This window comes from Streptomyces sp. NPDC058157, from assembly GCF_042884105.1.
In the GTDB taxonomy this organism is placed as follows: Bacteria; Actinomycetota; Actinomycetes; order Streptomycetales; family Streptomycetaceae; genus Streptomyces.
The window spans coordinates 20,313-45,289 of record NZ_JBHVUQ010000052.1 but is presented as its reverse complement, the minus strand read 5'-3'; the positions used below and the strand labels follow the sequence as shown (position 1 = coordinate 45,289).

General features: G+C 69.4%; 19 protein-coding genes. 10 read left to right on the top strand and 9 right to left on the bottom strand.

Annotated features, from left to right (window positions below):
- Positions 1 to 166: 166 nt before the first annotated feature.
- Complete coding sequence (locus ACFVXK_RS15995) at positions 167 to 1,666, top strand: serine/threonine-protein kinase (protein ID WP_389612118.1); 1,500 nt, start codon at positions 167 to 169, stop codon at positions 1,664 to 1,666.
- A 267-nt stretch (positions 1,667 to 1,933) separates the two neighbouring features.
- On the opposite strand, the gene ACFVXK_RS15990 is transcribed toward ACFVXK_RS15995, so the two are convergent.
- A complete protein-coding gene (locus ACFVXK_RS15990; protein ID WP_389612117.1) occupies positions 1,934 to 2,104 on the bottom strand; it encodes a hypothetical protein in 171 nt (56 codons plus the stop codon).
- A 672-nt stretch (positions 2,105 to 2,776) separates the two neighbouring features.
- On the opposite strand from ACFVXK_RS15990, the gene ACFVXK_RS15985 reads away from it, so the two are divergent.
- Positions 2,777 to 3,646, top strand: coding sequence for a class II glutamine amidotransferase (locus ACFVXK_RS15985; RefSeq protein ID WP_389612116.1), 870 nt, complete (start codon positions 2,777 to 2,779; stop codon positions 3,644 to 3,646).
- 93 nt (positions 3,647 to 3,739) lie between these two features.
- Here ACFVXK_RS15985 and ACFVXK_RS15980 read toward each other — a convergent pair whose 3' ends face one another.
- Positions 3,740 to 4,318 (bottom strand): TetR/AcrR family transcriptional regulator, encoded by a 579-nt coding sequence (locus tag ACFVXK_RS15980; protein ID WP_389612115.1) that lies wholly within the window; start codon positions 4,316 to 4,318, stop codon positions 3,740 to 3,742.
- A gap of 212 nt (positions 4,319 to 4,530) precedes the next feature.
- Between ACFVXK_RS15980 and ACFVXK_RS15975 the strand changes: the two genes are divergently transcribed.
- The 3 genes from ACFVXK_RS15975 (at position 4,531) to ACFVXK_RS15965 (ending at position 6,990) form a co-directional block, all read left to right on the top strand.
- A complete protein-coding gene (locus tag ACFVXK_RS15975; RefSeq protein ID WP_389612114.1) occupies positions 4,531 to 5,061 on the top strand; it encodes a hypothetical protein in 531 nt (176 codons plus the stop codon).
- Between the two features lie 601 nt (positions 5,062 to 5,662).
- Positions 5,663 to 6,157, top strand: a complete 495-nt coding sequence (locus ACFVXK_RS15970) for a hypothetical protein (RefSeq protein ID WP_389612113.1) — start codon at positions 5,663 to 5,665, stop codon at positions 6,155 to 6,157.
- Positions 6,158 to 6,492: 335 nt separating this feature from the next.
- Complete coding sequence (locus ACFVXK_RS15965; protein ID WP_389612112.1) at positions 6,493 to 6,990, top strand: GNAT family N-acetyltransferase; 498 nt, start codon at positions 6,493 to 6,495, stop codon at positions 6,988 to 6,990.
- A 219-nt stretch (positions 6,991 to 7,209) separates the two neighbouring features.
- On the opposite strand, the gene ACFVXK_RS15960 is transcribed toward ACFVXK_RS15965, so the two are convergent.
- The 3 genes from ACFVXK_RS15960 to ACFVXK_RS15950 all read right to left on the bottom strand — a co-directional run bounded on the left by ACFVXK_RS15960 (position 7,210) and on the right by ACFVXK_RS15950 (position 11,439).
- Entirely contained in the window at positions 7,210 to 7,968 is a 759-nt protein-coding gene (locus ACFVXK_RS15960; RefSeq protein WP_389612111.1) for a DUF4253 domain-containing protein, read from the bottom strand.
- Between the two features lie 236 nt (positions 7,969 to 8,204).
- Entirely contained in the window at positions 8,205 to 9,884 is a 1,680-nt protein-coding gene (locus tag ACFVXK_RS15955; RefSeq protein ID WP_389612110.1) for a peptidase M23, read from the bottom strand.
- Between the two features lie 37 nt (positions 9,885 to 9,921).
- A complete protein-coding gene (locus tag ACFVXK_RS15950) occupies positions 9,922 to 11,439 on the bottom strand; it encodes a hypothetical protein (RefSeq protein ID WP_389612109.1) in 1,518 nt (505 codons plus the stop codon).
- A gap of 302 nt (positions 11,440 to 11,741) precedes the next feature.
- Here ACFVXK_RS15950 and ACFVXK_RS15945 point away from each other — a divergent pair, with 302 nt between their 5' ends.
- Positions 11,742 to 12,815, top strand: a complete 1,074-nt coding sequence (locus ACFVXK_RS15945) for a BTAD domain-containing putative transcriptional regulator (protein ID WP_389612108.1) — start codon at positions 11,742 to 11,744, stop codon at positions 12,813 to 12,815.
- Between the two features lie 37 nt (positions 12,816 to 12,852).
- On the opposite strand, the gene ACFVXK_RS15940 is transcribed toward ACFVXK_RS15945, so the two are convergent.
- Together ACFVXK_RS15940 and ACFVXK_RS15935 are read right to left on the bottom strand one after the other, a co-directional pair.
- Positions 12,853 to 13,830, bottom strand: coding sequence for an alpha/beta hydrolase (locus ACFVXK_RS15940; protein ID WP_389612107.1), 978 nt, complete (start codon positions 13,828 to 13,830; stop codon positions 12,853 to 12,855).
- Positions 13,831 to 13,932: 102 nt separating this feature from the next.
- Positions 13,933 to 16,392: a penicillin acylase family protein gene (locus ACFVXK_RS15935; protein WP_389612106.1), complete on the bottom strand. Its 2,460-nt coding sequence runs from the start codon at positions 16,390 to 16,392 to the stop codon at positions 13,933 to 13,935.
- A 347-nt stretch (positions 16,393 to 16,739) separates the two neighbouring features.
- On the opposite strand from ACFVXK_RS15935, the gene ACFVXK_RS15930 reads away from it, so the two are divergent.
- Positions 16,740 to 18,071 carry a lanthionine synthetase LanC family protein gene (locus ACFVXK_RS15930; RefSeq protein ID WP_389612105.1) on the top strand — a complete coding sequence of 444 codons (1,332 nt, stop codon included), beginning with the start codon at positions 16,740 to 16,742 and terminating at the stop codon, positions 18,069 to 18,071.
- Between the two features lie 93 nt (positions 18,072 to 18,164).
- Here the strand turns inward: ACFVXK_RS15930 and ACFVXK_RS15925 are convergent, their stop codons facing one another.
- Together ACFVXK_RS15925 and ACFVXK_RS15920 are read right to left on the bottom strand one after the other, a co-directional pair.
- Positions 18,165 to 18,365 (bottom strand): hypothetical protein, encoded by a 201-nt coding sequence (locus ACFVXK_RS15925; RefSeq protein WP_389612104.1) that lies wholly within the window; start codon positions 18,363 to 18,365, stop codon positions 18,165 to 18,167.
- Positions 18,366 to 18,372: 7 nt separating this feature from the next.
- Positions 18,373 to 19,833 (bottom strand): IS1634 family transposase, encoded by a 1,461-nt coding sequence (locus ACFVXK_RS15920; RefSeq protein WP_389612120.1) that lies wholly within the window; start codon positions 19,831 to 19,833, stop codon positions 18,373 to 18,375.
- 199 nt (positions 19,834 to 20,032) lie between these two features.
- On the opposite strand from ACFVXK_RS15920, the gene ACFVXK_RS15915 reads away from it, so the two are divergent.
- From ACFVXK_RS15915 to ACFVXK_RS15905, 3 genes are all read left to right on the top strand, one after another.
- Positions 20,033 to 21,019 carry an alpha/beta hydrolase-fold protein gene (locus ACFVXK_RS15915; RefSeq protein WP_389612103.1) on the top strand — a complete coding sequence of 329 codons (987 nt, stop codon included), beginning with the start codon at positions 20,033 to 20,035 and terminating at the stop codon, positions 21,017 to 21,019.
- The gene (locus ACFVXK_RS15910; protein ID WP_389612102.1) at positions 21,016 to 22,524 is read left to right on the top strand and encodes a peptidoglycan DD-metalloendopeptidase family protein; all 1,509 of its coding nucleotides are present in this window, start codon (positions 21,016 to 21,018) and stop codon (positions 22,522 to 22,524) included. Before ACFVXK_RS15915 ends, ACFVXK_RS15910 begins: the two co-directional genes overlap by 4 nt.
- A 1,061-nt stretch (positions 22,525 to 23,585) precedes the next feature.
- Complete coding sequence (locus tag ACFVXK_RS15905; protein WP_389612101.1) at positions 23,586 to 24,200, top strand: hypothetical protein; 615 nt, start codon at positions 23,586 to 23,588, stop codon at positions 24,198 to 24,200.
- Positions 24,201 to 24,977 lie beyond the last annotated feature (777 nt).

Sequence of the window (24,977 nt, the reverse complement as noted above, 5' to 3'; positions counted from 1 at the left end):
CCCCCGGATCATCAACTTCAACAGGAGGGGGAAGTCATGCCGGGTCCGAAGGCCGGAGGCCCCATTGCGGAGCCACGAAGACGGTAACGGGGGGGGGCAGGGTGTCGGTCATGGTCTGGCCGGGGGGCGTTTATCACGGGCAGGGGTGTGGGCTAGGTTCCTGATCGTGACTCACGATCGCGGACGACTGCTGGCCGGCCGGTACCGGCTGGCCGAACTGCTGGGCCAGGGCGGCATGGGAACCGTCTGGCGAGCCCACGACGAACACCTCGGCCGCGAGGTCGCCCTCAAGGAGCTCCGATTCCCCGACGGCCTCGACACCTCCCGGCGCCAGGCATGGATCGGCCGCCTCGACCGTGAGGCGCGGGCGGCCGCCAGGCTGAAACACCCAGGGGTGATCACCGTCCACGACCGGATAGCCGACGAGGACGGCCGCCCGTGGATCGTGATGGAACTCGTCCGCGGCCGCTCCCTCGGCGACCTGATCGAGGAGGACGGTCCGCTTCCCCCAGCCCGGGTGGCCAGGATCGGCCGGGAGATCCTGGACGCGCTGCGCGCCGTGCACGCCACCGGGGTGACCCACCGGGACATCAAACCCGCCAACGTGCTGCTCGAAGGCGACCGCGTGGTGCTGACCGACTTCGGAATCGCCGCCGTGGAGGGGGAGCCCGGTCTGACCCGGTCGGGAGCCCTCATGGGCACCCCGTCCTACATGTCACCCGAGCAGGTACGCGGCCTGCCGGCAACCGCCGAATCCGACCTGTGGTCCCTCGGCGCGACGCTGTTCACCGCGGTGGAGGGACACCCTCCGTTCGGCGGCTCCGGTTCCTGGGCCGTCTTCGTCGCCATCGCCACCGAGGAACCCGCCACCGCCGTCCGCGCCGGCGACCTCGCCCCCGTACTGACGGGCCTCTTGCGCAAGGACCCGGCTCAACGCCTCACCGCCGAGGAGGCGTACGACCTGCTCGCCGGACCGGCGGGCGGACCGCGGCCCTCCCGGCGGGAGCCCGCCCCGACCTCCGCATCCACGATGCGGCTGGGCAGAGCCCCCGGGGCGGAACCACCGAGCCCGCCGGCCCGGGCCCGTCGGTCCCGGCCATGGGGATACCGGCTGGCCATGCTGGCGGGAGCCGTGGTGGCCGTGCTGGTCGCGGTGCCCTGGTGGTTACCGGATTCCCGGTCCGCCACCGACGGCGACGGCGGTACCCGCGCGGCCGGATCCGCGACGCCCACCCAGCACTCCCCGCCCCCCTCGCCCTCCCCTGCCACACCCTCCCCGAACAACTCCTCGGGGACCCCGACACCCAAGCCGACGCCCAAGCCGAAGACCTCGCACGCTCCGCTCGACCGACAAGCCGTCGAGCGCGTCTTCGCGCTCTACATGAACGGTCTGGCCAACCACGACATGACCTCCCTGCGCCGGGGCACCTGCCCCCGGCTGCGTTCCGGTCTGCTCGGGTTCCTCCTCAACGGCTACCTCGTGGACCGGTGGGAACTCCAGCCCTACGAGATCCCCGCCGGCATGGACCAGCTCAGCGTGGAAGCGAAGATCACCCGACGGGACCCGGAAACCGGGCAACTCGCCGGCGACGTCCTCAACCAGTGGATCATCGAGCGAGACGCGGACCAGCAGTACTACGTATGCGGCTGGCTCAACGAGGAGTGATCGGCCCGGGAGGTGCCCCCACTGCCTGGACTGCGCCCCCAACCTCCGGGCGGGGCTCCTGGTGGTCGACGTCACCGGGGTGGCGTTCGCCGACTCGTCCCTCCTCAACGTCCTGATCCGGCTGAACAACAGCTGCTCGCCGTTCCTGGCGGGGCCGTTGCCTGCCCAACTGGAGCGGCTGCTGGAGATGACGGGCGCTGGCCCTGTTCTCCATTCGCGACGGCCGGACCCCGACGCCCTGAACCGCCCCCGGCCGCCTACCACCTCTCAGGAGGCGTCGGCGGCGCGGTCGAAGACGACCAGCAGCCACTCGTCGTCTCGCGTTTCCACTGTCAGGCCGGCCGCGCGGAGGACTGCCGCCACGGCCAGCCCGAAGGCGTGCCCCAGCCCGGGCAGGTCGGCGGGGGCGGGGCGGCGTCCATGCTCGATGCCGGGCACGACCCCGGCGCGTTGACGGCGCCGCCCCGGTCGAAGGGTCACCCACCCGCCACACCCGTCACGCCCGAGAGCCCTCGCGTGTGACAGTCCAGGTGGGAAGACCGGGCGACGGGTTGCCCCACGCAAGCAGGACCCGGCCGGTGCCCGGTAGCCACACCGGCCGGGCCCTGTGCCGCAGCACAGCACCCCGCTCGGCCGTGCGACACGGTCGCTGCAACAAACCTGCGCGTTGCAGCCCTGACCTGTGCAAACGAGACCTGACAGCCGTCAGAAGGCTCGTGTTGCAGCCCGCGTTGCACCACCATCGGGTGCCCGGAGGCAAGACGTAGGCCCCGGGGTCATGACGCCCCGGGGCCTCCACTTCGCTGACCTCCCCGCTCAACGACGAGCCGGGCAGCTTGTCACGCCCAGTCCACGCCCAGCTTCGCGACGGCGGTGAGCGGGCCCGTCCGCTGTCGCTTCGGACACGACCGGGCCGGCCTGCGCCTGGAGGACTCGCGCCGTATCCTGCCCCGACCGGACAAGCAGCACGAACCTCACCACCAGCGGGAGGCTGTCGCTCCGCCTACGGCGTGCAGACCAGAACCCGCGCCGGCCCGACCGCCACCGCCCCAGGTTACGAACCGCCAGCCCGACGCGTTCCGCTCGGGCCGACCCCTCCGGAGGAACGCCGTGTGCCGTCTTTTCGGCCTGAGCAGTGCCCCGCGACGCACGCACGCCACCTTCTGGCTGCTGGACGCCCCCGACAGTCTCAGCCGACAGAGCCACCACGACCCCGACGGCACCGGCCTCGGCTACTTCAGCACCGGCGGCACCCCCCTGGTCGACAAGGCGCCCATCGCCGCCTACCGCGACCGCGCCTTCGCCGAGAAGGCCCGGCAGGCGGAGTCGGCCACCTTCATCGCCCACGTCCGCTACGCCTCCACCGGCAGCCTCGACCTGCGCAACACCCATCCCTTCGTGCAGGACGGGCGGCTGTTCGCGCACAACGGGGTCATCGAGGGCCTCGACAGACTGGACGACCATCTCGATGAAGACCGGTCCCTGGTGAAGGGCGACACCGATTCCGAGCGGTTCTTCGCCCTGATCACCCGGGAGACCCGGCGCCACGACGGCGACGTCACCGAGGGCATCCGGCAGGCCGCCGCGTGGATCGCCGCGAACGTGCCCGTCTACGCCATCAACCTGATCCTGATCACCCCCACGGAACTGTGGGCGCTGCGCTACCCGGACACCCACGGTCTGTACGTGCTCGAGCGCCGAGCGGGCGGCCAGCACGGCAGTCGGCACCTTGACCACACCGGTACCGACGGCCGTATGCGCGTCCACTCCTCGCATCTGGCCGAATGCCCCGCGGTCGTCGTCGCCAGCGAGCCCATGGACGACAATCCCCACTGGAGGCAGATGGAACCCGGCGAACTCCTCCACGTCGGCCCCGACCTCCGCCTCACCCGCCAGATCATCCTTCACGATCCTCCGGCGCACCGGCTCACCCTCGACGACCTCCACCCCGAGGCAGCCGCCTCCCAGCAGGCCGCCTGAGAGCGGTGGATTTCGGACGGCGAGCGGCAGGAGGCTGCCGCCGAGGTTCACCGTCACCCGGTGTGGGTGGCTTCGGCGGCCGCGGGACCGGGTTCAGGGCTTGAGGCCGTTGAGGAGGTAGTCGACCCGTGCGGCGGCGCTCTCGGGATCGAGTGGGTCGGTCTCCAGGAGGAGCCGGTAGTAGACGGGGCCGAAGAGGAGTTCGACGACGGACCGTGTGGGGACGTCGGCGCGTATCTGGCCTGCCGCGATGGCTGCGTCGAGGCGTTCTTCCCAGCGCACCATGCGGGGTTCGAAGAAGGTCTGGCGTATGTCTTCGGCCAGGCGCGGGTCGCGCTGGGCATCGGCGATCAGGCCCCTCCAGATCGTTCCGAGGGCCGTGGACAGGAGGTTCATGACTCCTTGCAGCGCGGCGGTGAGGTCGGCGGTGATGTCGCCCGTGTCGGGGACCTGCGAGGCGGGGCCGGTGCGGTCGTTGAGCGCTTCCAGCAGGACGGCTGCCTTGTTGGGCCACCACCGGTAGATGGTCTGCTTCCCGACGCGTGCGGCTGCTGCGATGGCCTCGACGGTGACGTTGGCGTAGCCGTCGCGGGTGGCGAGCTCAAGGGCGGCGTCGAGGGTGGAACGGTAGACGCGCGGGCTTCGCAGGTCGGGGTTGGGTGCGTGGGGCATGACCGGATGATGACAGACGTCGGGTCCTCTGTTGACGTGGCCACCTCAGCTCGTGCAGTCTTCAACAAGGGGCGAGACGTGACGTCACGTTCCGCCGCTTTGATCTGAAGGCAGGACACCGGGGCCCTGCTCGCCGCGCCGGCCGGGCCCCGGCCGACTGGGAAGCGCTGCTTCACCCGCACTCGGCTCCACACACCACGCACGGGGGAATCATGCTCAAGCACGCGACACGCATACTGGCCGCACTCTCGATCACGGTTGCCGCTCTCGGTACCGGGGCGGCCCAGGCCGAGGCACGGCCCACGCCCAACGGTGGCATCTGCTACCAGGCGCACGTCCAGGACATCGGCTGGATGGACTGGAAGTGCGACGGTGAGTGGGCGGGCACCCAAGGGCAGGCACGCAACCTCGAAGCGGTCCGCATCCACGTCAACGCACCGTCGGACGTCTTCAAGGTCTGCGCCAAGGCACACCGGTCCAACTACGGTTGGGACGACCACTACGAGTGCGCCAGCAACAACCACGAAATCCAGATCGGCACCACCGGAACCGTCGGGTTCTACAACCCGATGGAGGCCATGCGCGTCTACTTCGACACGACCCCGGACAGCCCGCAGGGCAACGCGTACATCAGGAATGACGGCTGGCTGTCCGGACCGCGCTACTTCGTGAACAACTGGCTGGTCATGGAGATCGGCAGCACAGGCCGTGGCCTGCCGATGGAGATGTTCTGGATCAAGTAGCGCCCATGACCCCGGCCGCCCTCCGCAGACGGCCGGGCGGGCGGGGTGGGCGTCGAGCACGGGACGACGTGCGCGGCGCCCGGCGACAAGCGCCTCTGCCGCCGGTTCGACTGCGGCGGCGTGGACCCGGTGACCTGGTGCCAAGAGCACAGGGCGGAGGCGGGCCTGGTGATGGAGTGGCACCCCGGCGGCGGCCTGCGCTGCACAGCCTTATCGGATGGGCGTCAGCGAGGACGGGAGAGCTATCCCTGCTCATGCTGCCCAGCGATGGTGAGCACGGCTGTCACGAGGTGACCAAGCCGCTGCCGTCAGGCGCCCATTGCGAGGATGGCTGGCTGACATGGGCGGGCCTATTCACAGCGGTGTTCGTGCAGGTGGTGCACTGGGACGACACTGAGAGATCTCAGTCGTCGTCCGTGAAGCGCCGGGAGGATGTAGTTCGGGGCACGGGCGGGCGACGGAAGCTGCCCTGGGGGCAGGTCGCTTCGCTCCGGGGCCCCTATTGAGCGCGCTGCGCGCCGGAGCCCGCTGCTGGGGGCAAAGGAACAGACCCCGTCCGGCCGGGCCGGCCCGCAGGCTTTCCTCTCTTTACTCTCGAGACATGAACATGTTTGACGGCGGTGACGGCCGGTACCTGGAGATGACCAACGGCGGCACGGCGGTGTTCGTGGACGTGTTGATGCTCGCCGCGTCCGCGCTGGCCCACAGGCCGTGGGACTTCCGCTTCGCCGGCCTGCTGACGCTCCAGGACCAGAACGTGATGGGGCGTGGGATGGTCGGTTTCGGCTTGGCGGAGCTCGACTGGGGCGAGACGCCGCAGGAGCGAGCCGAGGCCAAGGACTTCTTGCTGCGCGTGCTCGATCTTGCACTGTCCCGTCACCGGTGGGAGGAACTGACGTACGAGCCGCCACGGGCCGAGGGGTATCTGCGCACGTACCGGGCAATGGTGGAGGAGTTCGACCCTGCGACCGCCAGGGCCGGCACGGGTGTCCTGCCGGGGCCGCAGGAGGCCGCAGTGGCCTCCTGCGTACGCCACCGGGTGCTGGACGCACTGCCGTTCTGGCAGGGGTGCGTGTTCTGCACGGCGGGGGTTTGAGGTCACGTCCCCATCAGCACCTGATGGGCGTCGTGGGATGTGCACTGGGTGTGCGTCACGGGTTTTCACTGGTGGTGCGTGTAGCGGGCTTGGGTACCGCGTTGCCGGGGTGTCGTTCGGTCGGTGAAGGCTCGCTCGCCCCTTCGTGCTGCACCAGGCTCTGCCCCCGCTTCCTGGCCGCGCCCCTGGAGCTTGCGGTTACGCTCGCCGTCGCCGAGGACGGCGGCCGCGACGCCCCTGGGCCGGCTCGCTCGTTCGCGGCCCAGGCCCTGCGGGCCCGGATCGTATGGTTGCCGCTCCCGCTGGGACGTACCCAACGCCGCTAGCATGTCGCCGTGCTGAATGATGATCTGACGATCCGCCGTGCCTCCACGTCGGATGGCCCGGCGTTGATGGCGCTCGAGAGGGCCGGCTGGTCCTGGCTGAGCGATGTCATGCCGCAGCGGGCCGAGGACGCGTTGATGTTCGATGAGCGGTACGGGGTCGAGCCCTTCCTGGTGGCCGAGCTCGCCGGCCGCGTGGTCGGCTACATCCGCCAGATCCCGCCGACCCCGCTCGCCAGTAACCAGCATGTCCGGCAGATCCAAGGTCTGCGCGTCTCCCATGACGTCCGCGGGCGCGGGGTGGGACAGGCCCTGGTCGAGGCCGCCTGCAGGGCCGCCCGTGCCCAGGGCGCCCGCCGGATCACGCTCCGCGTGCTCGGGCACAACCTCCCGGCACGGCGGTTGTATGAGCGGTGCGGTTTCCAGGTCGAGGGCGTGCTACCGGAGGAGTTCCTGTTGGACGGCGCATACGTGGACGATGTTCTGATGGGCCTTCGGCTGGACGACTGACCTCTCCAGCACCGGCACCAGCCCCTTGGAAAGGGCAGTGATGCGCGTCGTGTGACGTGCACTGGGTGTGCGTCACGGGTTTTCACTGGTGGCGGGTGTGGCGGGGTTGGGCACCGCGTTGCCGGGGTGTCGTCCGGTTGGTGAAGGCCGCTGTCGTTTTCCGGTGAAGGTCCGTTGTCGTGCGTGTAGGGCGTGTGGGTCCCGTTGCGGCAGAGAAGATCAGTCCCACCAGAAGTCCCAGTTGTGTGCGCCGGTGAGTCGTTCTGCGTACACGGCCAGTGTGTGCGGGCGGCTGCCTTGCCGGATGTTGTCCGGGCAGAAGGCGAAGTGCTCAGCGGCGACCAGCAGAGCGTCTTCCCGGTTCATCGGTGGAGCGGCCACGCTGATGTGCAGGGTGGAGAATCCGACGGCGACGACACGAGCACCGAAGCGGTGCTCCCAATCCGCGATGACCGCGGAGAACTTTGCCGTGTCGTCGTCGTAGTTGCAGGGGCCGGCCCAGCCTGCGGCGGTGAGGGCCTCGGCGCCGGACGCGGCGATGACCAGTCCCAGTCGGGATTGGGGCCGGTCGGTGAGGAATGCCTGCGCGTACTCGCCGGCCAGTTGGTCGGCGTTCGTTGCCGATTCTCTGCTGGGCGCGAGGCCGGGCCAGCTCTGGCCGAAGGGGGCTGTAACGGGGAGGCGTTCCGCGGCGGGGAGCACGTCGTCTTCATCGACGGCGGTGTGGGCCGCCCACCACTGCGCGAGCAGGCCGGCCGGGTCATGGCTTGCCGGGGATGACATCTGCTCGGGGAAGATCTCGCCCGATCCCCATGGGCGGAAGTCGCCGCCGTCTGAATCAGGGGAGTCGAGGAGGAGTGGCCAGAGGCCGGAGGTTGCGTGCTCGGTCTGGATCTGTGCCCACAGTTCGACCGGGGCGGGCCGATCGCTGAGCCAAAAGGGCTGCACATCTCCGTCGCCCTCGTCGGATGTGATCATCCGGCCGGGCGGGAGCGGGGTCCTGAGGGTCGATCGAGGCTCGGGGTGCACGTGTGGATGCTAGCTGTGCAGGATTTTCGGCTCTCTGGTGAGGGCGGATGGCAATCCGTATCCCGTAGCTTCCCTCGTTCGTGTTGGACTGGTCGGCGTGTCCGGATGGACAGCTCCGGGTGTGGACAGCCGGATGGTGCGGGGTTCCGGCTGGCAGCCCTACGACACCACCTAACAAAGCACTACTAGTTGATTGCTGGTCCGGAATTGTTCAGCCAGGCCCAGTCCGACCAAGTGGCGAAGCCCGTCTGCCACTTGTGGTAGACACCGGCGCTGCTGGTCGCGAAGACTTCGATGCGCCCGTCGGCGTCGTTGCCCGCGGCGATCTCAGTGCCGCCGCCGCCGAAGGTCTCCCACTCCGAGTACGGCGCGTTCGGGCGGGTCTGCCAGGCGTGGCTCGCGGCGGTGGCGTTGATCGCGAACACCTCGACGCGGCCGTCGGCCGACCGCGAGTGGGTCAGTTCGGCGTTGGAGATCCCTCCCATGCCTGCCCATTCCGACCACGAGGTCGGGCTGGTCTGCCAACGGTGGAACACACCGGTGGAGTTGGAGGCGAACACCTCCAGCCTGCCGTCCTGGTTGTAGCCGGCCGTGAGGTCGTGTCCGCCGCCGCCGAAGTTCTCCCAGGCCGACCAGCCGCCGTTGGCCGTGGTCTGGTAGAGGTGTTGGAAGGTGGTGTCGGAGAGGGCGAAGACTTCGAGTCGGCCGTCGGGTGCGGTTTCGAGGGCGAGGCGTGAGGTGGCGGGGCCGCCTCCGGTGCCTTCCCAGTTGGCCCAGTTGCCGTTGGGTGTGGTCTGCCAGCGGTGGAAGACTCCGTTGGTGTTGGAGGCGAAGACTTCGATGCGGCCGTCGGCGTTGTTGCCGGTGGCGAGTCGGTGTCCGCCGCCGCCGAAGTTGGCCCATGTGGACCACGAGCCGTTCACGCCGGTCTGCCACATGTGGTCGAAGGTGGTGTCGGAGAGGGCGAAGACCTCGAGCCGTCCGTCGGCGTTGGCCGCGACGGAGAGTTGTGCGTTGCGGGGTCCGCCTTCGAACCGCCACGTCGACCAGGCGCCGTTGACCGCGGTCTGCCAGGAGTGGTAGACGCCGTCGGCTCCGGCGGCGAAGGCCTCGAGCCGACCGTCCGCGGACCGCCCGGACACCACACGGCCGGCGCCGTAGGGGTGTTTGGGGCCGGCGCTCGTACCGGACCACAGCGCGTTGGCCATGATCACCGCGTCGTCCGCCTCGATGGCGTAGAGGCCGCGCAGGTCCTCGCGCGGTCGCTGGACGTGCCAGCACACCTCGCCGATGGCCTCGTTGTTCCACGAGCCGCCTGGATACATCCGTTCCACCTCGTCGAAGAAGGCGTTGGTGGCGTGGGCCGGGTTCAGCCGCTCCTCACGTGTGCCCCACCATTCCTGCTGCTGGAACAGCCCGAGGCTGGTGTAGTCGACGGCCTGGGCGTAGTTGTTGACGCTGGACTCCACGATGATCGTGGCGATCGCGATGGCCGCGGCCCTCTGGTTGAGGCCCCGGTCCTTGACGGCCTGCGTGACCATCCGCGCGCAGGACACCTTGTAGGCGTCCATGTACCCGGCCATCTTCGCGTGCAACTGCGGGTTGAGCTGGTCGGCCATGATGGCGTCGGCGGCCGACGGACCGGCCGGATCACATGGCACGGTCGGAATGGCGAAGCCCTGCGGGCCGCTGAAATAACGGGAGACCCCGGAGTGATCCGTGCCCGGAACCGGAACCGGAACCGGAGGCGAAACGGGCGCGTGTGCGGCTACGGCGACCGAGGCGGTCATCCCGACGGCCAACGCCCAGGTGCCGGCCACGAAGGCCAGTCTGGTGAACACGCGGCGCAATTCAGTTATCGCCATGGTCTGCCCTTCAGCCGTGAGGTGAAATGTGCGGGGTTCACGCGATGCCCGGCCCTGCGGAAGTGCCCACCCAGCCCCATTCGGACCAGGCGGAGAAACCGGTCTGCCAGCGGTGGAAGACACCGGTGCTGCTCGTCGCGAAGACTTCGATGCGCCCGTCGGCGTTGTGGCCGGCGGTGATTTCCGTGCCGCCACCGCCGAAGGTTTCCCAACCCGAATAGGGGGCGTTCGGATCGGTCTGCCAGATGTGGGCGGCGGCACTGCCGTTGATCGCGAACACCTCGACCCGGCCGTCCACCGAACGGTTCGACGCCAGCTCGGAGTTCACCGGACCGCTCATCCCCTCCCAGCCCGACCAGGCGGAGGGGCTGGTCTGCCAGCGGTGGAACACGCCGTCGGTGTTGGAGGCGAAGACCTCCAGCCGTCCGTCGGTGTTGTGATTCACGGTGAGGTCGTGTCCGCCGCCGCCGAAGTTCTCCCAGGCCGACCAGCCGCCGTTGGCCGTGGTCTGGTAGAGGTGTTGGAAGGTGGTGTCGGAGAGGGCGAAGACTTCGAGTCGGCCGTCGGGTGCGGTTTCGAGGGCGAGGCGTGAGGTGGCGGGGCCGCCTCCGGTGCCTTCCCAGTTGGCCCAGTTGCCGTTGGGTGTGGTCTGCCAGCGGTGGAAGACTCCGTTGGTGTTGGAGGCGAAGACTTCGATGCGGCCTTCGGCGTTGTTGCCGGTGGCGAGTCGGTGTCCGCCGCCGCCGAAGTTGGCCCATGTGGACCACGAGCCGTTCACGCCGGTCTGCCACATGTGGTCGAAGGTGGTGTCGGAGAGGGCGAAGACCTCGAGCCGTCCGTCGGCGTTGGCCGCGACGGAGAGTTGTGCGTTGCGGGGTCCGCCTTCGAACCGCCACGTCGACCAGGCGCCGTTCACCGCGGTCTGCCAGGAGTGGTACACGCCGTCGGCTCCGGCGGCGAAGGCCTCGAGCCGACCGTCCGCGGACCGCCCCGAGGTGACCCGGCCCGGGGCGTACGGGTGCGGCCGCGTCGCGGATTCCTCGACGATGTTGTCGTACCGGAGTGCCTTGTAGTCGCTGTTGGGGTGACCGTCGATCGTGGCGTTGTTGATGTTCGTGCGGAAGTGCCCCGGAGGCTCTACGCCGCTGGAACCTCCGCCGAAGCTGTAGTAGGAGAACCCGCCGTGATCGTCCTCCCATTTGTGGAAGATCAGGGTGTGGTCGTAGAACGAATTGAGAATGTCCCCGGCGCGCAACTCGTCCCGCGCGATCTCGTGCGAATAGCCGGGCAGCCCTTGGGTATTCGGGCTCGTGTTCAGATGCCACGCCATGGAGACGTAACCGGAACAGTCGGTGCGGTAGCGGAAATCGCCGCCGGCGTCGGGCGCGGACCCTTGCTGGTTGTACGGGGGATGCTGGTCCATCCAGTACTGGGCCCGCCCGATCACCTCGCTACGGGTGATCGGGCCGCCGCGGTCGGACGAGACGGCCGCCATCGCGGCAGTGGGAGCGGTCGCGGCGATGGCGGCCGCGCCTGCTATCAGCAGCAGGAGCACTCTGCCGCACCATGATCTCGAAGTCGTCACCGGAACTCTCCCGTCGTCGGCAGCCGACAGTAGGGCGCACCGATGAAATGCCGATGGAATCGGCAACTGCCTTGGCTGGCAGGGCAGATGGGCCAACGGCCTACGCCGCCGGGGCGGCGCCGTGTCCAGGGATGTCGGAGGCTTCGCGTCTGTCACTCCGGATCGTTCCGGATGCCTGGCCCGGCGCTCTCCCCCTACTTTGTCGACGGCTTCCGTCATACCTGCGGAACCGACCGACCGAACCGATCAGCCCGGAGCCCGGGGGAGCAGCGATGCCGACGACCGCCACCACCTGCCGACCGATCGCCACTGCGCTCGGGCACCAGGAGCGCAAGGTGCTCCACGCGGTCGGCTGCGGCCTGCGGGACGACGAGATAGCCGCCGCTCTCGCCCTTTCCGAGGACGCCGTCGCGGGACACCTCGCGCGGGTCCTCGTGAAGCTCGGGCTGCGCGACCGGGCCGCGGCCATCGTCCACGCCTTCGACAGCGGCCTGGTCGTCCCCGGCAGTGGCCCGCGTACGCAGGCGGAGAACCCGGCGCCGCGGGTCCCCACCGGCCGGGATACCGGACCGACGATGCACATCTCTCTGCTCGGACCGCTGCAGGCATGGCATGGCGGGCGGCGGTTGCAGCTCGGGCACCTGCGCCAGCAAGCCGTACTGGCGGCGCTCGCGCTGTGTGCGGGCCGCACTGTCGGTCAGCAGGAACTGCTCGACGGAGTATGGGGGGCCAACTCGCCGGGTACGAACGTGGTGCCGGTGTACGTCTACCGGCTGCGCAAGACCCTGCGCACCGGGGATGGCCGCCCCGACGCGGTGATCGAGCACGACCGGTGCGGCTACCGGCTGGTCTCCGGTCTGGTCGACGTGGACGTGTCCCGCATGGAGAAGCTGGTCACCGACATCGCGGCGGCCGACCGGGCGGGAGAACCGGCGGAGGCGGTCCGCCTGTGTTCGCAGGCGCTGGACCTGTTCCGCGGGGAGCCCTTGGCCGGCCTGCCCGGGCCGCTCGCCGAGCTGGAGCGGTTGCGGCTCAACGAGCGCAGGATCACCATCGCGCAGCGGAAGCTGGAGTGGCAGCTGCGGCTGGGGCAGCACTCCGAAGCGGTCGCCGAACTGTTCGCCCTGTCCACGGCCCACCCCCTGCACGAGCCGGTGGCCGCGATGCTGATGCGGGCGCTGTACCGCAGCGGCCGACGGGCCGACGCGCTGACCGTGTTCGACCGGGCCCGCCGCCGGCTGGCCGACGAACTCGGCGTTCCCCCGGGCCGGCTGCTGCAGCGGACGCGCCAGTTGGTCCTGCGCGGGGACGAAGCGGGCCTCGGCATCATCACGCCGCTGGGATGACCGGGCCGCCGCCGGAGGGGGCGGCCCGGTCATCCCGTCAGGAGGCGAAGGACCGTTCCAGCCGGGGAACCAGGTCCTGGAGGTCCGCTTCCCAGCACCAGGCGTTGTGGCCGCCGTTGCAGTTGGTGCCCCAGCCGCCGCCGTCGCCGTAGTCGACGTAGTAGTAGGGCATGCGCAGGGCGTCCATGCTGTCCTTGACGTGCTTGGACGCGCTCTCCACCCAGAACTCCAGGTCGGTGGCGTCTCCGCGTCCGTTGCCGACGTAGATGGAGACCCCGACTCCCGCGAGCTTGTCCATGTGCGCCGCCGGGTCCACCTCGTTGAACCTCCAGTCGGCGTTGAACACCGGGTAGGGCGAGCCGAACGCGGCGTCACTGTCCACGCCGGGGGAGTAGCCGACGAGGGAGGCGACGACGGCCATCCGCAGGTCCATGGATCGGACCGACAGGTCGATGTCACCTGACAGGGACGCGGTCTGGCCGAACAGGTCGGGGCGGACCTGGGCGTAGTGCAGGGCCCCGAACCCGCCCATGGAGACACCGGCGACGGCCCTGGCCTTTTTGGCGGCGATGGTCCGCAGGTTCGCGTCGATGAACGGAATCACCTGCTTGAGGTGGAAGTTCTCCCAGTTCTGGGCACCGGCCGCGGTCCTCTGGTTGAGCCAGTTGGCGTACCAGCCCCGGGCACCCCCGTCCGGGATGACGGTGATCATCTCGTTCGAGGTGGCCAGCGCCGGGTAGTTCTGCTGGATCGGGTCGTCGGGCGAACCGTGCAGGAAGTACAGCACCGGGTAGCGCCTGGTCGGGTCGTCGTAGTAACCGCTCGGCAGGATGATCTTGATGTGGTGCTTGCCCGAGACCTCAGGTGTGGCCACGGTGATGTAGAAGTTGGTGGGACTGCCCACCGTCGTGTCGACCTGGGTCAGGCCGAACCCGTCCGTCATCCTCGGTGGCTCGGTGCCTTCGGCGGCCTGTGCCGTACCCGCCGGCAGCGTCATTCCCACCACGGCGGCCATCAGGGCCACCACGATTCGCCACCGACTCGATGTCCTCGTCACAGCGTGCTCCCTCGTGAGTTCTGTCGTCGTGCGGGTGCGAGACCGATCGGGAGACCGGTCTCAGTTCAGGACCTTGACCTCCAAGGCCGGCGAGGCCGCGATCTGCTCCTCGGTGAACCGCTCGGTCACCCACTGGCCGGCCGAGAACAACTTGGTCTGATCGGCGTAGTGCGGTGAATTCGGGTCGGCCGACTGGGAGTAGGCCAGTACGGAAGAGGCCTGCGGCGGTCCGTCGGCGGTGAACCGCACCTGCTGGACGAAGCTGGAGCCGAAGGTGATGTCCATCTTGCCGTCGACCGAGCCGGGGGTGACCACGTTCAGCACGCCCAGCTCGTGGACCGCCCCGTGGATCGGGATCTGCTCGCCGTTGCGCGTGATCTTCTGTACGTCCGACAACGCCGCGTCCAGTGGAATCCCCGCGTTACGGAAGGCGATGACCGTCCGGCCGAACGCGTCGCGAACGGCGGAGCTTCCGGAGTCGAGCGAGTTGGGGGTGTGCACCGGGTCGTTGGGGTCGAAGGGGATCCGCCACGGCAGCTTCTCCACCGACTGGCCGCCGAGCAGGGCGTACCAGTAGCTCTCGAACAGCCAGGACCCCCGGCTGTCCGCCGTGAAGTCGTGGCTCTTCCATCCGGCCAGGATCGGGCAGGCCTCGCTCACGTTGACCAGCTGGCCATCCACCAGGATGAGCCCGAAGGGCTGGGCCCGGCACATCGTCACCGTGGCGTCGAGGGCCAGATCGGCGGCCCGGCTGTTGTCGGCGAACAGCAGCTGCCGCATGTTCTCCGGCGTGAACCCCCGGCCGGGCAGGCCGTCGGTGCCGTTGATCCGCTTCTGCGCAGTCAGGATCAACTCCTGGGTGCGCAGCGATCGGGGCGCCGCCGTGTCGCCCATCACCCGGGGGAAGGACAGCGGTTGCTCGGGGTTGGCCAGCCAGGCGCTGTCGTTGGCGTTGCCGACGAAGTCCTTGCGGATCAGCCGTGGCTGCCTGTGCGGGTCCAGCAACCCTGGCGCGACCGCGTTCGGATCGGTGGGCCAGTCGCAAGCGCTGCGTTTGCCGTCGAAGATGGAGACGGGCGGCACGTTCGGCAGCCGCAGCACCTGGTTGAACAGCGCCTGGCCGGTCAGGGTGAGGCACGACTGGGCGTGCTCGTCGGTGATGTTCGGGGTGGCCTGGATGTCCGCGTACAGGGCGTTGCCCTTGCGGTCGGAGGCGACGGTGTTGAAGAAGGGGACGCCCTGCGTGGTCTCCAAGGTGTTCACCACCTCGTGGACGTCCTTGGCCTGGTCGAGGCGGAACCAGGTGTTCAGTGCCCGCAAGTTGTCCATGTTCGCGTCGCGCACCGCGTGCGCGCTGACCACCCAGGGCAGCGGGACGGTCAGCACCTGTGTGGTGATCGGGCCGTAACGCGTCGCCCACAAGGTCCTGTTGACCCTGCCGATGGAACCGTCCGCGTTCAGCACGTCGACACCGACCTGCTGTGAGGTCATCGCCTCCCAGGCGCCGTCGACCAGGTAGTTGGTCGGATGCAGTGGATCGACCTGTACGTCGAACAGCCCGAAGGGGGCCACGGTGGCGACGGTGTGGCTCCAGGCGACATCGTCGTTGTGCCCGATGTTCACCGCAGGGAAGCCGAGGAGGCTGGCGCCGGAGACGTTGATCCTGCCCGGGATCGTCAGCTGGCTCTGCCACATCCGGTTCTTGCCCTGCCAGGGGAAGTGCGGATTCGCGAGCAGCATGCTCGTGCCCCCGGACACGCCCTGCGAGCCGACCGCCAGCGCGTTGCTGCCCATGCTCTGCTGACGGCTGACCGCCATCGCGTCACGGATCTTCGACGCGGTCTCCGCGGCCGAGGAGGGCGGCGGGGCGGCGGCCGAAGCGGCGGCCGAAGCCCCCGGGGGAGCCGCGTTCACCTGGCCGTCGAGCAGCACGTCGGCGGTGCCCATGATGATCTCGGCGTGCGCGTGCCGGTAGACGTCCAGCTCCGTGATCGGCCGCACCCACGCCTTGCCTCGGCAGGCCGGGTCGCTGATGTGGTCCACGCCCGTCTCGGCCAAGTACCTGTTGTAGCCCTGGACGTAGCCGCGAATGGCCTCCTTGACCTCCGGCTCCGGTCCGTTGGGCGCGGGCAGGTCGATCAGCCGCTCCACCACCCGGTTGTCGTTCATCCGTTGGAAGTAGATGTCGCTGTTGAGGTTAGTCGTGGTGTTCTGGTGCTCGCCGGGGCTCGCCTTGCCGTCCGGCCCCAGATAGCGGGACCGCTGGGCGTTGACCATCAGATAGGTGTCGGCCAAGGTGCAGATGTTGTCCTTGGCCGCGGCGTATCCGTACCCCGTGCCCAGACCCGCCCAGTCGGAAGCGATGATGTGCGGGATCCCGTACTCGGTGTAACGGATGGTCGGCTTGTCGGGCGCCTGTCCCGGAGCCGGCGCCCCGGTTGCCGCCATCGTGCTCATCACCGCCGCCACCGCGGCCGTGGCCACCATCGGCAGCCTCGCTCTGAATCTCCTCCGCGCCATCGAGCCGTCCTTCCCCAGTGCTCCGGGCCTTCGTCTGACCGCGGCCACGCTAGGGAGGAGCGATGAAATCCCGATGACGCCGACACCGGCTCCGACCGTTCCCCGATGCCCCCGCCCCAGCCTCTAGCCCCGTACTTCGCGGGTCGTTGATTCGTTTGGTGTGACCGGTTCGGTGGTGTCCTGGGCCGGTGGTGTGGCGTTGGATCGGGTGTGTCGATGACTTCCCGGTCTCCGCGGCCACGGGCTCAGCGTCAGCGTCTTGACCGGCTCTCCGCGACCGCCGGAACTGACGGAGCGGCAACACCGCACCGCACGGGCCGGTGATCCGGCGGTTGTAGCGTGGCCTGGTGAGAAGCGACGTATATCGGGATGTGGGCGAGGCCGCGTGGTCGTGGGTGCTGGACCACGTGCGCGAGGACGAGGGCCCGTGGCTGGTGCAGGCCGTGGTGGAGGGCGGTCCTGAGGCAACGTCACCTGCCCAGGACCGCGACTCGCTGTACGCGGGGATCGCCGGCCTGGCCCCGGTGCTGGCCGAGATCGCGCAGTACCGGGAGCTGGGCGTGCGGGAAACGGCGCTGGCGACCGGCATCGTAACCAGACTGTCGGCACAGGCCGGGCAGCGAACGGAACCCTCGCTGTACGACGGCCTCGCGGGCGACGCGACGGCGCTCAGACTGCTCGCCCCGGGCGAGGAAGTGGTGGCGCTGCGGCGGCTGGCCGCCCTGGCGACCGGCGACGGATGGAAGACCACGCTCGACTTCGAGCCGGGCTCCGACGCGCCCCTCACCGACGTCATCATGGGCACCGCGGGCGTGGTGATGACGGCGGTCTGGGCGAAGAGCGGGTTCACAGACGCGATCGCGACGACGGGAGGTGAGGCCCTGCTGCGGGCGGCGGACCGCACGCAGGCGGGCCTCGACTGGGGTATGACACCGGGGGCGGCGTCGAGGGCGCCGAACTACTCGCACGGAACCGCTGGGGTCGCGGCCGCTTTGGCGGTCGCGGGCGCCGCCCTGGACCGCGAGGACTTCGTCGAGGCAGCGGTCGCGGGCGCCCGGCACGTCCTCTCGGTGGGGTCGTTGAAGGATGCGGGCTTCGTCGTCCCGCACACGATCCCGCCGTCGCGCCGGGAGGTGGAACCGGTGACGTACACGTGGTGCCACGGCCCGGCGGGCACCTCGCACCTGTTCACCGCGCTGGCGCACGCAGGGGTCACCGAGGTGGCTGGCCACGACGTCGACGAACTGCGGCACCGCTGTATGACCTCGATCCTCACCTCGGGTGTGCCGGAACGCCTCCGTCCCGGCTTCTGGGACAACGACGGCCGCTGCTGCGGAACAGCGGGCGTCGGAGACGTCCTGCTGGACGCGGCCCAGGACTGCCGGGCGCCGGAGAGGAGACAGACCCTGCTGCGGGCCGCGCACAGGATGGGTGACGCGTTGGTCGACCGGGTCATCAGGGATGACGCGGGCGCCCGTTGGCGCTTTCTGGAACACCGCGAGGACCCGCCGCTGCTGCCGCCCGGCACGACGTGGATGCAGGGCGCGGCAGGCATCGCGGCCTACCTTCTGCGCCTCGCCCGGTACGGCGAGACCGGCCCCGACGCCCCGGTCGTCGACCGCCCGGACCAGTGGTGGGCCGTGCCGGCAGCCCTGCGCACTACACGTATGGGTGCATGAGCGACCAGTCCTATTCGAGACAAGTAATGCATAACGATCTCGGCCTTGTGTGAGGCGTGGTCCCCTCTGGCCCCGGACTTCGCGGCCACCGTTTCAGGTCTGCGGCCAGCAGGTCTGTCCGATGTCGGCGTCGGTGTCGAGCAGGTCGAGGAGGTGGGGTTGGACGCCGCGGGTGATCTGGACGGTGGGCGGGTCGGTGATGCTGCCGATCTGGAGGGTGAGTTCGCCGAGGTGGTAGAAGATCATGCGGCCGGTGGGGCGGACGCGGCGGTTGTCGGGGGAGAGACCGCTCATGGTCTGCTCAGGGCCGAGCGCCCGTCTGACCTGGCGTTCGATCAGACAGGAGACCAGCAGGGCCAGGCAGATGACCTGGATGAGGGCGGCGACGCGCCGGTTGTGCTGGACGAAGACCGGCGCAACCGCGAGCGGTGCCCTTGAAGTCGTGGTATCTGCGTTCGACCGTGCCCTGGCCCTTGTAGTGGATCAGGGCCTGCCCGGCATCCGCCTGGTCGGCGGGGACGGACGTCAGCAGTGCGTACCAGCCGTCGACAGCGGCTTCGGCCTTCAGCACGCTGGTGTCGAAGTGCCAGGCCAGGACCGGGGTGCCGTCGTCGTTGTCGGTGACGGTCCAGCGCAGACAGGAGGTGACGCGGCGCTTGGCGGCGATGACACCGATCCGGGCGACGATCTTCTCCCGGGTCCCGTAGTGGCGTCCGCCGGCCGCAGCAGTGAGCTTGTTCAGATCTTCGGTGGCCTTGGCCAGGCGTTTGTCCCGGGCGGCTTGCCGGCCGGCGGCGTTGGCGGTGGAGTGGACCAGGATCCGCCGCACGGTGAGCGGCGGATCGCTCTTGCGGGGCCCCGTCAGGGTGTGGGCGTCCTCCAGCACGCGGTAGGTCTCGCGCAGCTCGGCGGGCGTCCCCGCCTCCCGGTCCGGGGTCCAGTCCACGACAGCGGCCTGCGCGAGGCCGAGGGCGGCATAGACCTCGTCCTTGACCTGCGCGGCCGGGGTCGGGGCGATGAACCGGACCCCGGCCGCGAGCAGGGCACGGATGTTGGAGTAGGACACCAGCTTGGAGTCGGCGACCATCAGGAAGTCGCGCTCACCGGCCACGGCCCGCAGGTCCTTCATCGCGCCGACGACCTGGCTGACCTCGGCCGCACCACCGCCGACGACCCGGACGTGGAGCGGGATGCCGCCGTCGGCCGACACCGCGAGCCCGGCCTGGACCTGCTTGAGATCAAAGCGCCGGTCCTTGGGATGCCCGTGGCCGATGACGGGGAAGTCCTCGTCCTGGCCCTCAGCCGGGAAGGCCCCGTGCACGGACATGCTGGTCATGTCCCAGTGCATCCGGGCCACGTCGATCCTGAACTCACCGATCGCCCGCGCCCCGACCGTGCCCGCGATGTGCTCCAGGTGCGGAGCGATCGCGTCCAGTGCCCGGGCCAGACGATCATCGTTGAGCAGACCGGACTCGATCCCGAAGACCTCCTCCACCGCCCAGCACCTGGCCCAGTCCTCCACGCGCACCAGCGGCGCGGGCGACGTCAGCCGGTTGGCCACCAACGCCTCGATCACCTGCCCGTGCGTCACCAGCGCCCTCGCGCCGCCAGGACACACCTCGTCGACGATTCCCGCGACATCCAGCCGGCGCAGAAACTCGGCAGCGACAGGCAGAGCGCCCAGACGCTTCTCCACCACGGACGTCACCGCCACTTCAAAACGCTGACGCTGAGACCGTGGCCGCGGGGACCGGGAAGTCATCGACACACCCGATCCAACGCCACACCCCGGGCCCAGGACACCCCCGCACCGGTCACACCATACGAATCAACGACCCGCGAAGTACGGGTCTAGCCGACGTGCCTGGGCCCTGTCAGTCCGGAATCTTCCAGGGTCTCCCGGCCCGGGCACCGTTGCTACCTTCCGGAAGCATCGTCAGGCTCCGGACCAGGAGGACACAGTGAGCGCGCAGCACCCCAGCCGCAGGAACATCCTGAAGACCGCCGGTGGCCTCACGGCCGCGATGGCCATGGGCGGCGCGGGAGTCCTCTCCGCCGCGTCGACCGCTTCCGCCGTCGGTGACATTCCCGGCCTGCACATCACGGAACGCGGCGAGCAGGATCCCCGGATGTGGTACTACCGGTTCCAGACTTCCGCCATCGGCGGCTGGACCCCGGCCGTCAACGTGCTGCTCCCCGACGGCTACCACACCAGCGGGCGCCGCTACCCCGTCCTCTACCTGCTCCACGGTGGCCTGGAGGACTTCATCACCTTCGACCGGTTCCACGACATACGGGGTCTGACCGCCTGGAAGGACCTCATCGTCGTGATGCCCGACGGCGGACGCGCCGGCTGGTACTCCAACCCGGTGAGCTCCAACATCGGTGCCCGGAACTGGGAGTACTTCCACATAGGTCAGCTGATCCCCTGGATCGACGCGAACTTCCGTACCTACGCCGAATACGACGGCCGCGCCGTCTCCGGGTTTTCCATGGGCGGCTTCGGCGCCCTGAAGTACGCGGCCAAGTACTACGGCCACTTCGCCTCGGTCAGCGCCCATTCCGGCCCGGCCAACCTGCGCGGGGGCAACGGCGATCTGGTGACCCACTGGGCCAACGCCTCCTCCGCCGCGGTGGAACTGAACGGCGGCAGCATCTATGGCGTGCCCTTCTGGGACCAGGCCCGGGTCAGCGCGGACAACCCGTGCGAGCGCATCGAGAGCTACCGGAACAAGCGGGTCTTCCTGGTCGCCGGCACCAGCCCCGAGGACATCCAGGGTTACGCCAACGAAACCCTGGTTCTCGCCACCCAGCGGGAGTTCAAGTGGAACCTCGACCGCGCGGGCATCCCCTACGAGCAGCACGAGGTGGGCGGCGGTCACTATGTCCGCCGGGATCTGCTGCAGGACGACATCAATGGCATCATCGACCGGCTGCGCAAGGCGTGAACGGCCCCCTGAGCCGCGTCCTCACGGCGACTGCCGTACTCCTTTCGGCGCTGTCGGTGCTGGCCGCCACGGGTTCGGCCGAGGCCCGGCCCGCCGAGCTCACCGCGGCCTGCCCGACCGCCGGCTGGGTGTCCCAGCACTTCCACAGCAGCCACAACGGCGTCGACATCGCCAACGACGTCGGGACACCGATCTACGCCGTCGGCGACGGCGAAGTGACCATCTCCGGATACACCGGCGACTACGGCCAGTGGATCCGCGTGCTCCACCCCGACGGGCGGATCTCCGAGTACGGGCACATGTCCCGCCGCGACGTCTCCGTGGGCGACCACGTCGTGGCAGGCCAGCAGATCGCCCTGATGGGCGCTGAGGGCACCAACGTCGACGGCCCCCACCTCCACCTGCGGATCTGGGGGGACCGGTCCACCTCCTACGGCATCGACCCCGAGGCCTACCTGGCGGAGCGCGGCGTCGTCCTGCCCTGCACCCCGGGCAGCGGGCCGCGGCCCAAGCCGCCGGTGTATCCGGCGGAGTCGGGACGCGTGGTGTCGGCACGGTCGGCGGACGGACGGCTCGAGGTGTTCGTCGCCGGCGCCGACGGGGTGCACCACGCCTGGCAGCGGGAAGCGAACGGTGACTGGTCGGCCTGGGAACCGCTCGGCGGGCCGGGCAACGCCGAACTGGCGATCGCGCCCAATGCAGATGGCCGTCTGGAGATGTTCGCCCTGTCGGGCAGCACCTTCCAGCACCGCTGGCAGCTGTCCCCCTCCGGTGGCTGGTCGAACTGGGAGACCTTCGGCGGAGGCGGCCGCGACACCGCGGCCGGTGTCAACGCCGACGGCCGTATCGAGGTCTATGCCTCCGGACCCGTCGGCCTCTTCCACCGGTACCAACTCGTCCCCAACGGCGGGTGGTCGGAATGGGAGGCCACCGGCGGCGGCCCCGCCGACAGCCGGGTGGAGATGGAGAAGGCGCCCGACGGCCGCTTGGAGGTGTTCGCCCTGGGCGCCGATTCCTTCCAGCACGCCTACCAGACGGCCCCCAGCGGCGGCTGGTCCCCGTGGGAGCCCTTCGGAGGCGGCGGCCACGACCTCACCGTCGACCACAATGCCGACGGCCGCCTGGAGGTGTTCGCCTCAGGTCCGAACGGGGTGTTCCACAAGTATCAGACCAACGAGGTCGGTTGGTCCGGCTGGGAGGGGACCGGAGGTCCCGCCGACGCACAACTCAGCAGCGAACGCACACCGGACGGCCGGGTCGAGGTCTTCGCCATGAACGGCAGTACGGCTATGCACACCTGGCAGCGCGCCGTCAACGGGGCGTACGGTGACTGGAACGCCTTCGGCGGCGGCGGCACCGAGGTCACGGCGGTCACCAACGCCGACGGCCGGATGGAAGTCTTCGGCACCAACCACACCGGCACCTTCCACAAATGGCAGACCGGCTTCTCCACCTGGTCCGCATGGGCCTGGCTCAACCTCACCGCCGGCCCCACCCAGGGCTGACCGGTCTCCGACCGCCCCACACGCGCCCCCTGGTCGGCCATGGCCCCCCGTTCGGGGCACAGCCGACCGCGCGGCCTCCCTGCAGAGACTCATGCCGGCGATCAGCAGGCGCACCCTCCGGCGGGGCGCCGCCGGGGCGGGCGCGTCCCCGTTCCTGGACACCGGCCGGACCACGGTGAGGAAGTTGTCACGCCCCTCGGGCGGGGCCAGCCGACGGTGCTGGTCGTCCAGGATCCGGCCGAGGGGCCGCTGGTCGTTGTTCTGGACGAGGTCAATCCGTACCCCCAGTGTGCGCACCCGAACGGAACACGATGCTCCCGGGCGCCAAGGGAGACGAATACCCGTTGCCGGCGAGCCATCACCCTCGGGCCGGAACCGCGTCCAGCTGGGGGAGCGGGGGAGACGCGCTCTGGTGCGTGACTCTTCCTGGTTCCTGTCCGCAGGTCTGCGGTCGAGCCGGGTGGGCATGCCGTCCTTGCCGCACCGGCACGAGAAGCCGCGGTGCTGGTTCGGTGCTGACCACCGGGTCTCAGCGAGGGGAAACGCCCAGGTCATAGCCTTGACCGGATGAGTTGTCATACCACTCGGTGGGGGTCCCGACGAGGCTCGCGGCGACGATCCTGCGTATGCCGGACGGACTCGTTCTGATCGCTGCGGGGGCGACCATGTGCACCACTTCCAGGGGGTCTGCGGGGACGTCGGGGTGTCGCCACAACGTAGAAGTCCCCAGGTCAGCGGCATATGTGGCGGGCCATCACAATCAGGTGCCGTCTTGTGTGCCCTGCCACCACACAACCATCCGTGGCTCATTTCCGCCCTCAGAATTGGGCCCTCCGGATCGCGCCGGATTTGCAAAATTCCGCCCGTTTTGGAGGGTCGCTGCTGACTCCCGTGCTGGTTCGGTGCTGACCCAAAACCCCACGTCAGCACCCCTCGTCTCCACACCCGTGCTGGTTCGGTGCTGGTTACGGAGCGTTGAGGGCGGAGCGTTTGGGGCCAGAGGCGTGCAAATGGGAAGCCGGTCTGGAGCCGCCGGCTGCGGCTACTCGGCAGCCTCATTGGTGCACCGGCTCTACGCCGAGGAAGCCGAAGTGGTTTCCCCGAGGGTTTCCCCGGCTCGTACCAGGGCCGCAGAGCAGGCATCAAGCGGTCGCTTCGTCAAGGCTCTCGGTGCGGGAGCGGAGCGACCCGCTGTTCGTGTCCTGGACCGGGCCTGGCTGGACGACAAACTGGCCCTCCACGTCGATCTGGAGAGCGCGTTCGTCCGGGACGATCTGCGGGAGGCGGCCCGCGACTACAGGGCGGAACTGGCCTTCGACCGGCTCGACCTGCACTGGTCCATCAACGTCGCCTACCGTAATGGCGCGGTGGTGAAGACCCTGCGGCCCAAGCACCCCCGTGCGCACCAGGCGAGTCCGATCTGCTTCGCCGTCCGCGGCCGCCTGAAGGACGCCGATCCAGGCCTGGCGGCTGCGGTGCGGCGCGTCGTGGGATTCGGCACCGCCGAGGAGCTCGTCCTCCCCGCTTGCCTTATCCAGGAGCTCAGTGTGCACGGCCCCGAGTGGCTCCACATCGACGGCGAGAACGCCGAGGTACGCATGACGCCGTTGTCACCGGCGCCGGGCCAGGGGCAGACCGTCGAGCTGGTCTTCTACGACGGTTTTGGCGGAGTGTGATCAGTCCACGAGGGGACCGTGCGCGCCTTGGGAAAGGGGGAACTCGGCAGCAGCCTTGACCTGGCGTTCACCGGCATCCGGCTCGCGATCCGCCACGCCGACGACACGAGTATCCCGACGGAGGTGGACCTGGCCGTCGACTTGACCGGCCCGTCCTGTCCAGATGCGCTCCAGGCCCTTGACATCTACGGCCCGGCCATGGAAGGGCCCCTTCGGCTTGCGCCTCAACGGGCAGGAACTCAGTACAGGCACGTTCCCCGGGGCAGCACTCACCCGTGACGACCGCGAACGGCTCGCCAGGCTCCGGTTGACCGTAGAAGACCTGCAGTGGGTCCAGCAGCACGCGAGGCACCGGCCAGGACTCCCCAGTCCTGCGCGCACTCCTGACGGGAGACGGCGCCGCCAACAGAGCGCGGCTTGCGACCTTCGACTTCCCGTTCGCCGACCGTGAGCTGCCCCTCGGCCCCGTCCACATCTACCACCCCCGCGTCCTGGCCGAGGACGCCGAACAGGTCCTGCAGGTCTTGGCCGCAGGTCATGCGGAGGGCCAGAAGGTGACGCTGCGCCCCGCCGACGGAGAGCCCTACCGGCTCTACCTCGCCCGGCCCGGCGACACCACCGACCTCAGTACCCTGGCGCCCACGCCACTGGCGATCTCGGGCCCCCACTCTCGAACTTCCTGAGCATGCAGGCCGGCAGATTCGTTGTCTCCTGCGGTGGGGGCCGGCCCGTTCATGGTCCGGATCTTGGTCCTGGTGGGTCCCAGACGGAGAAGCT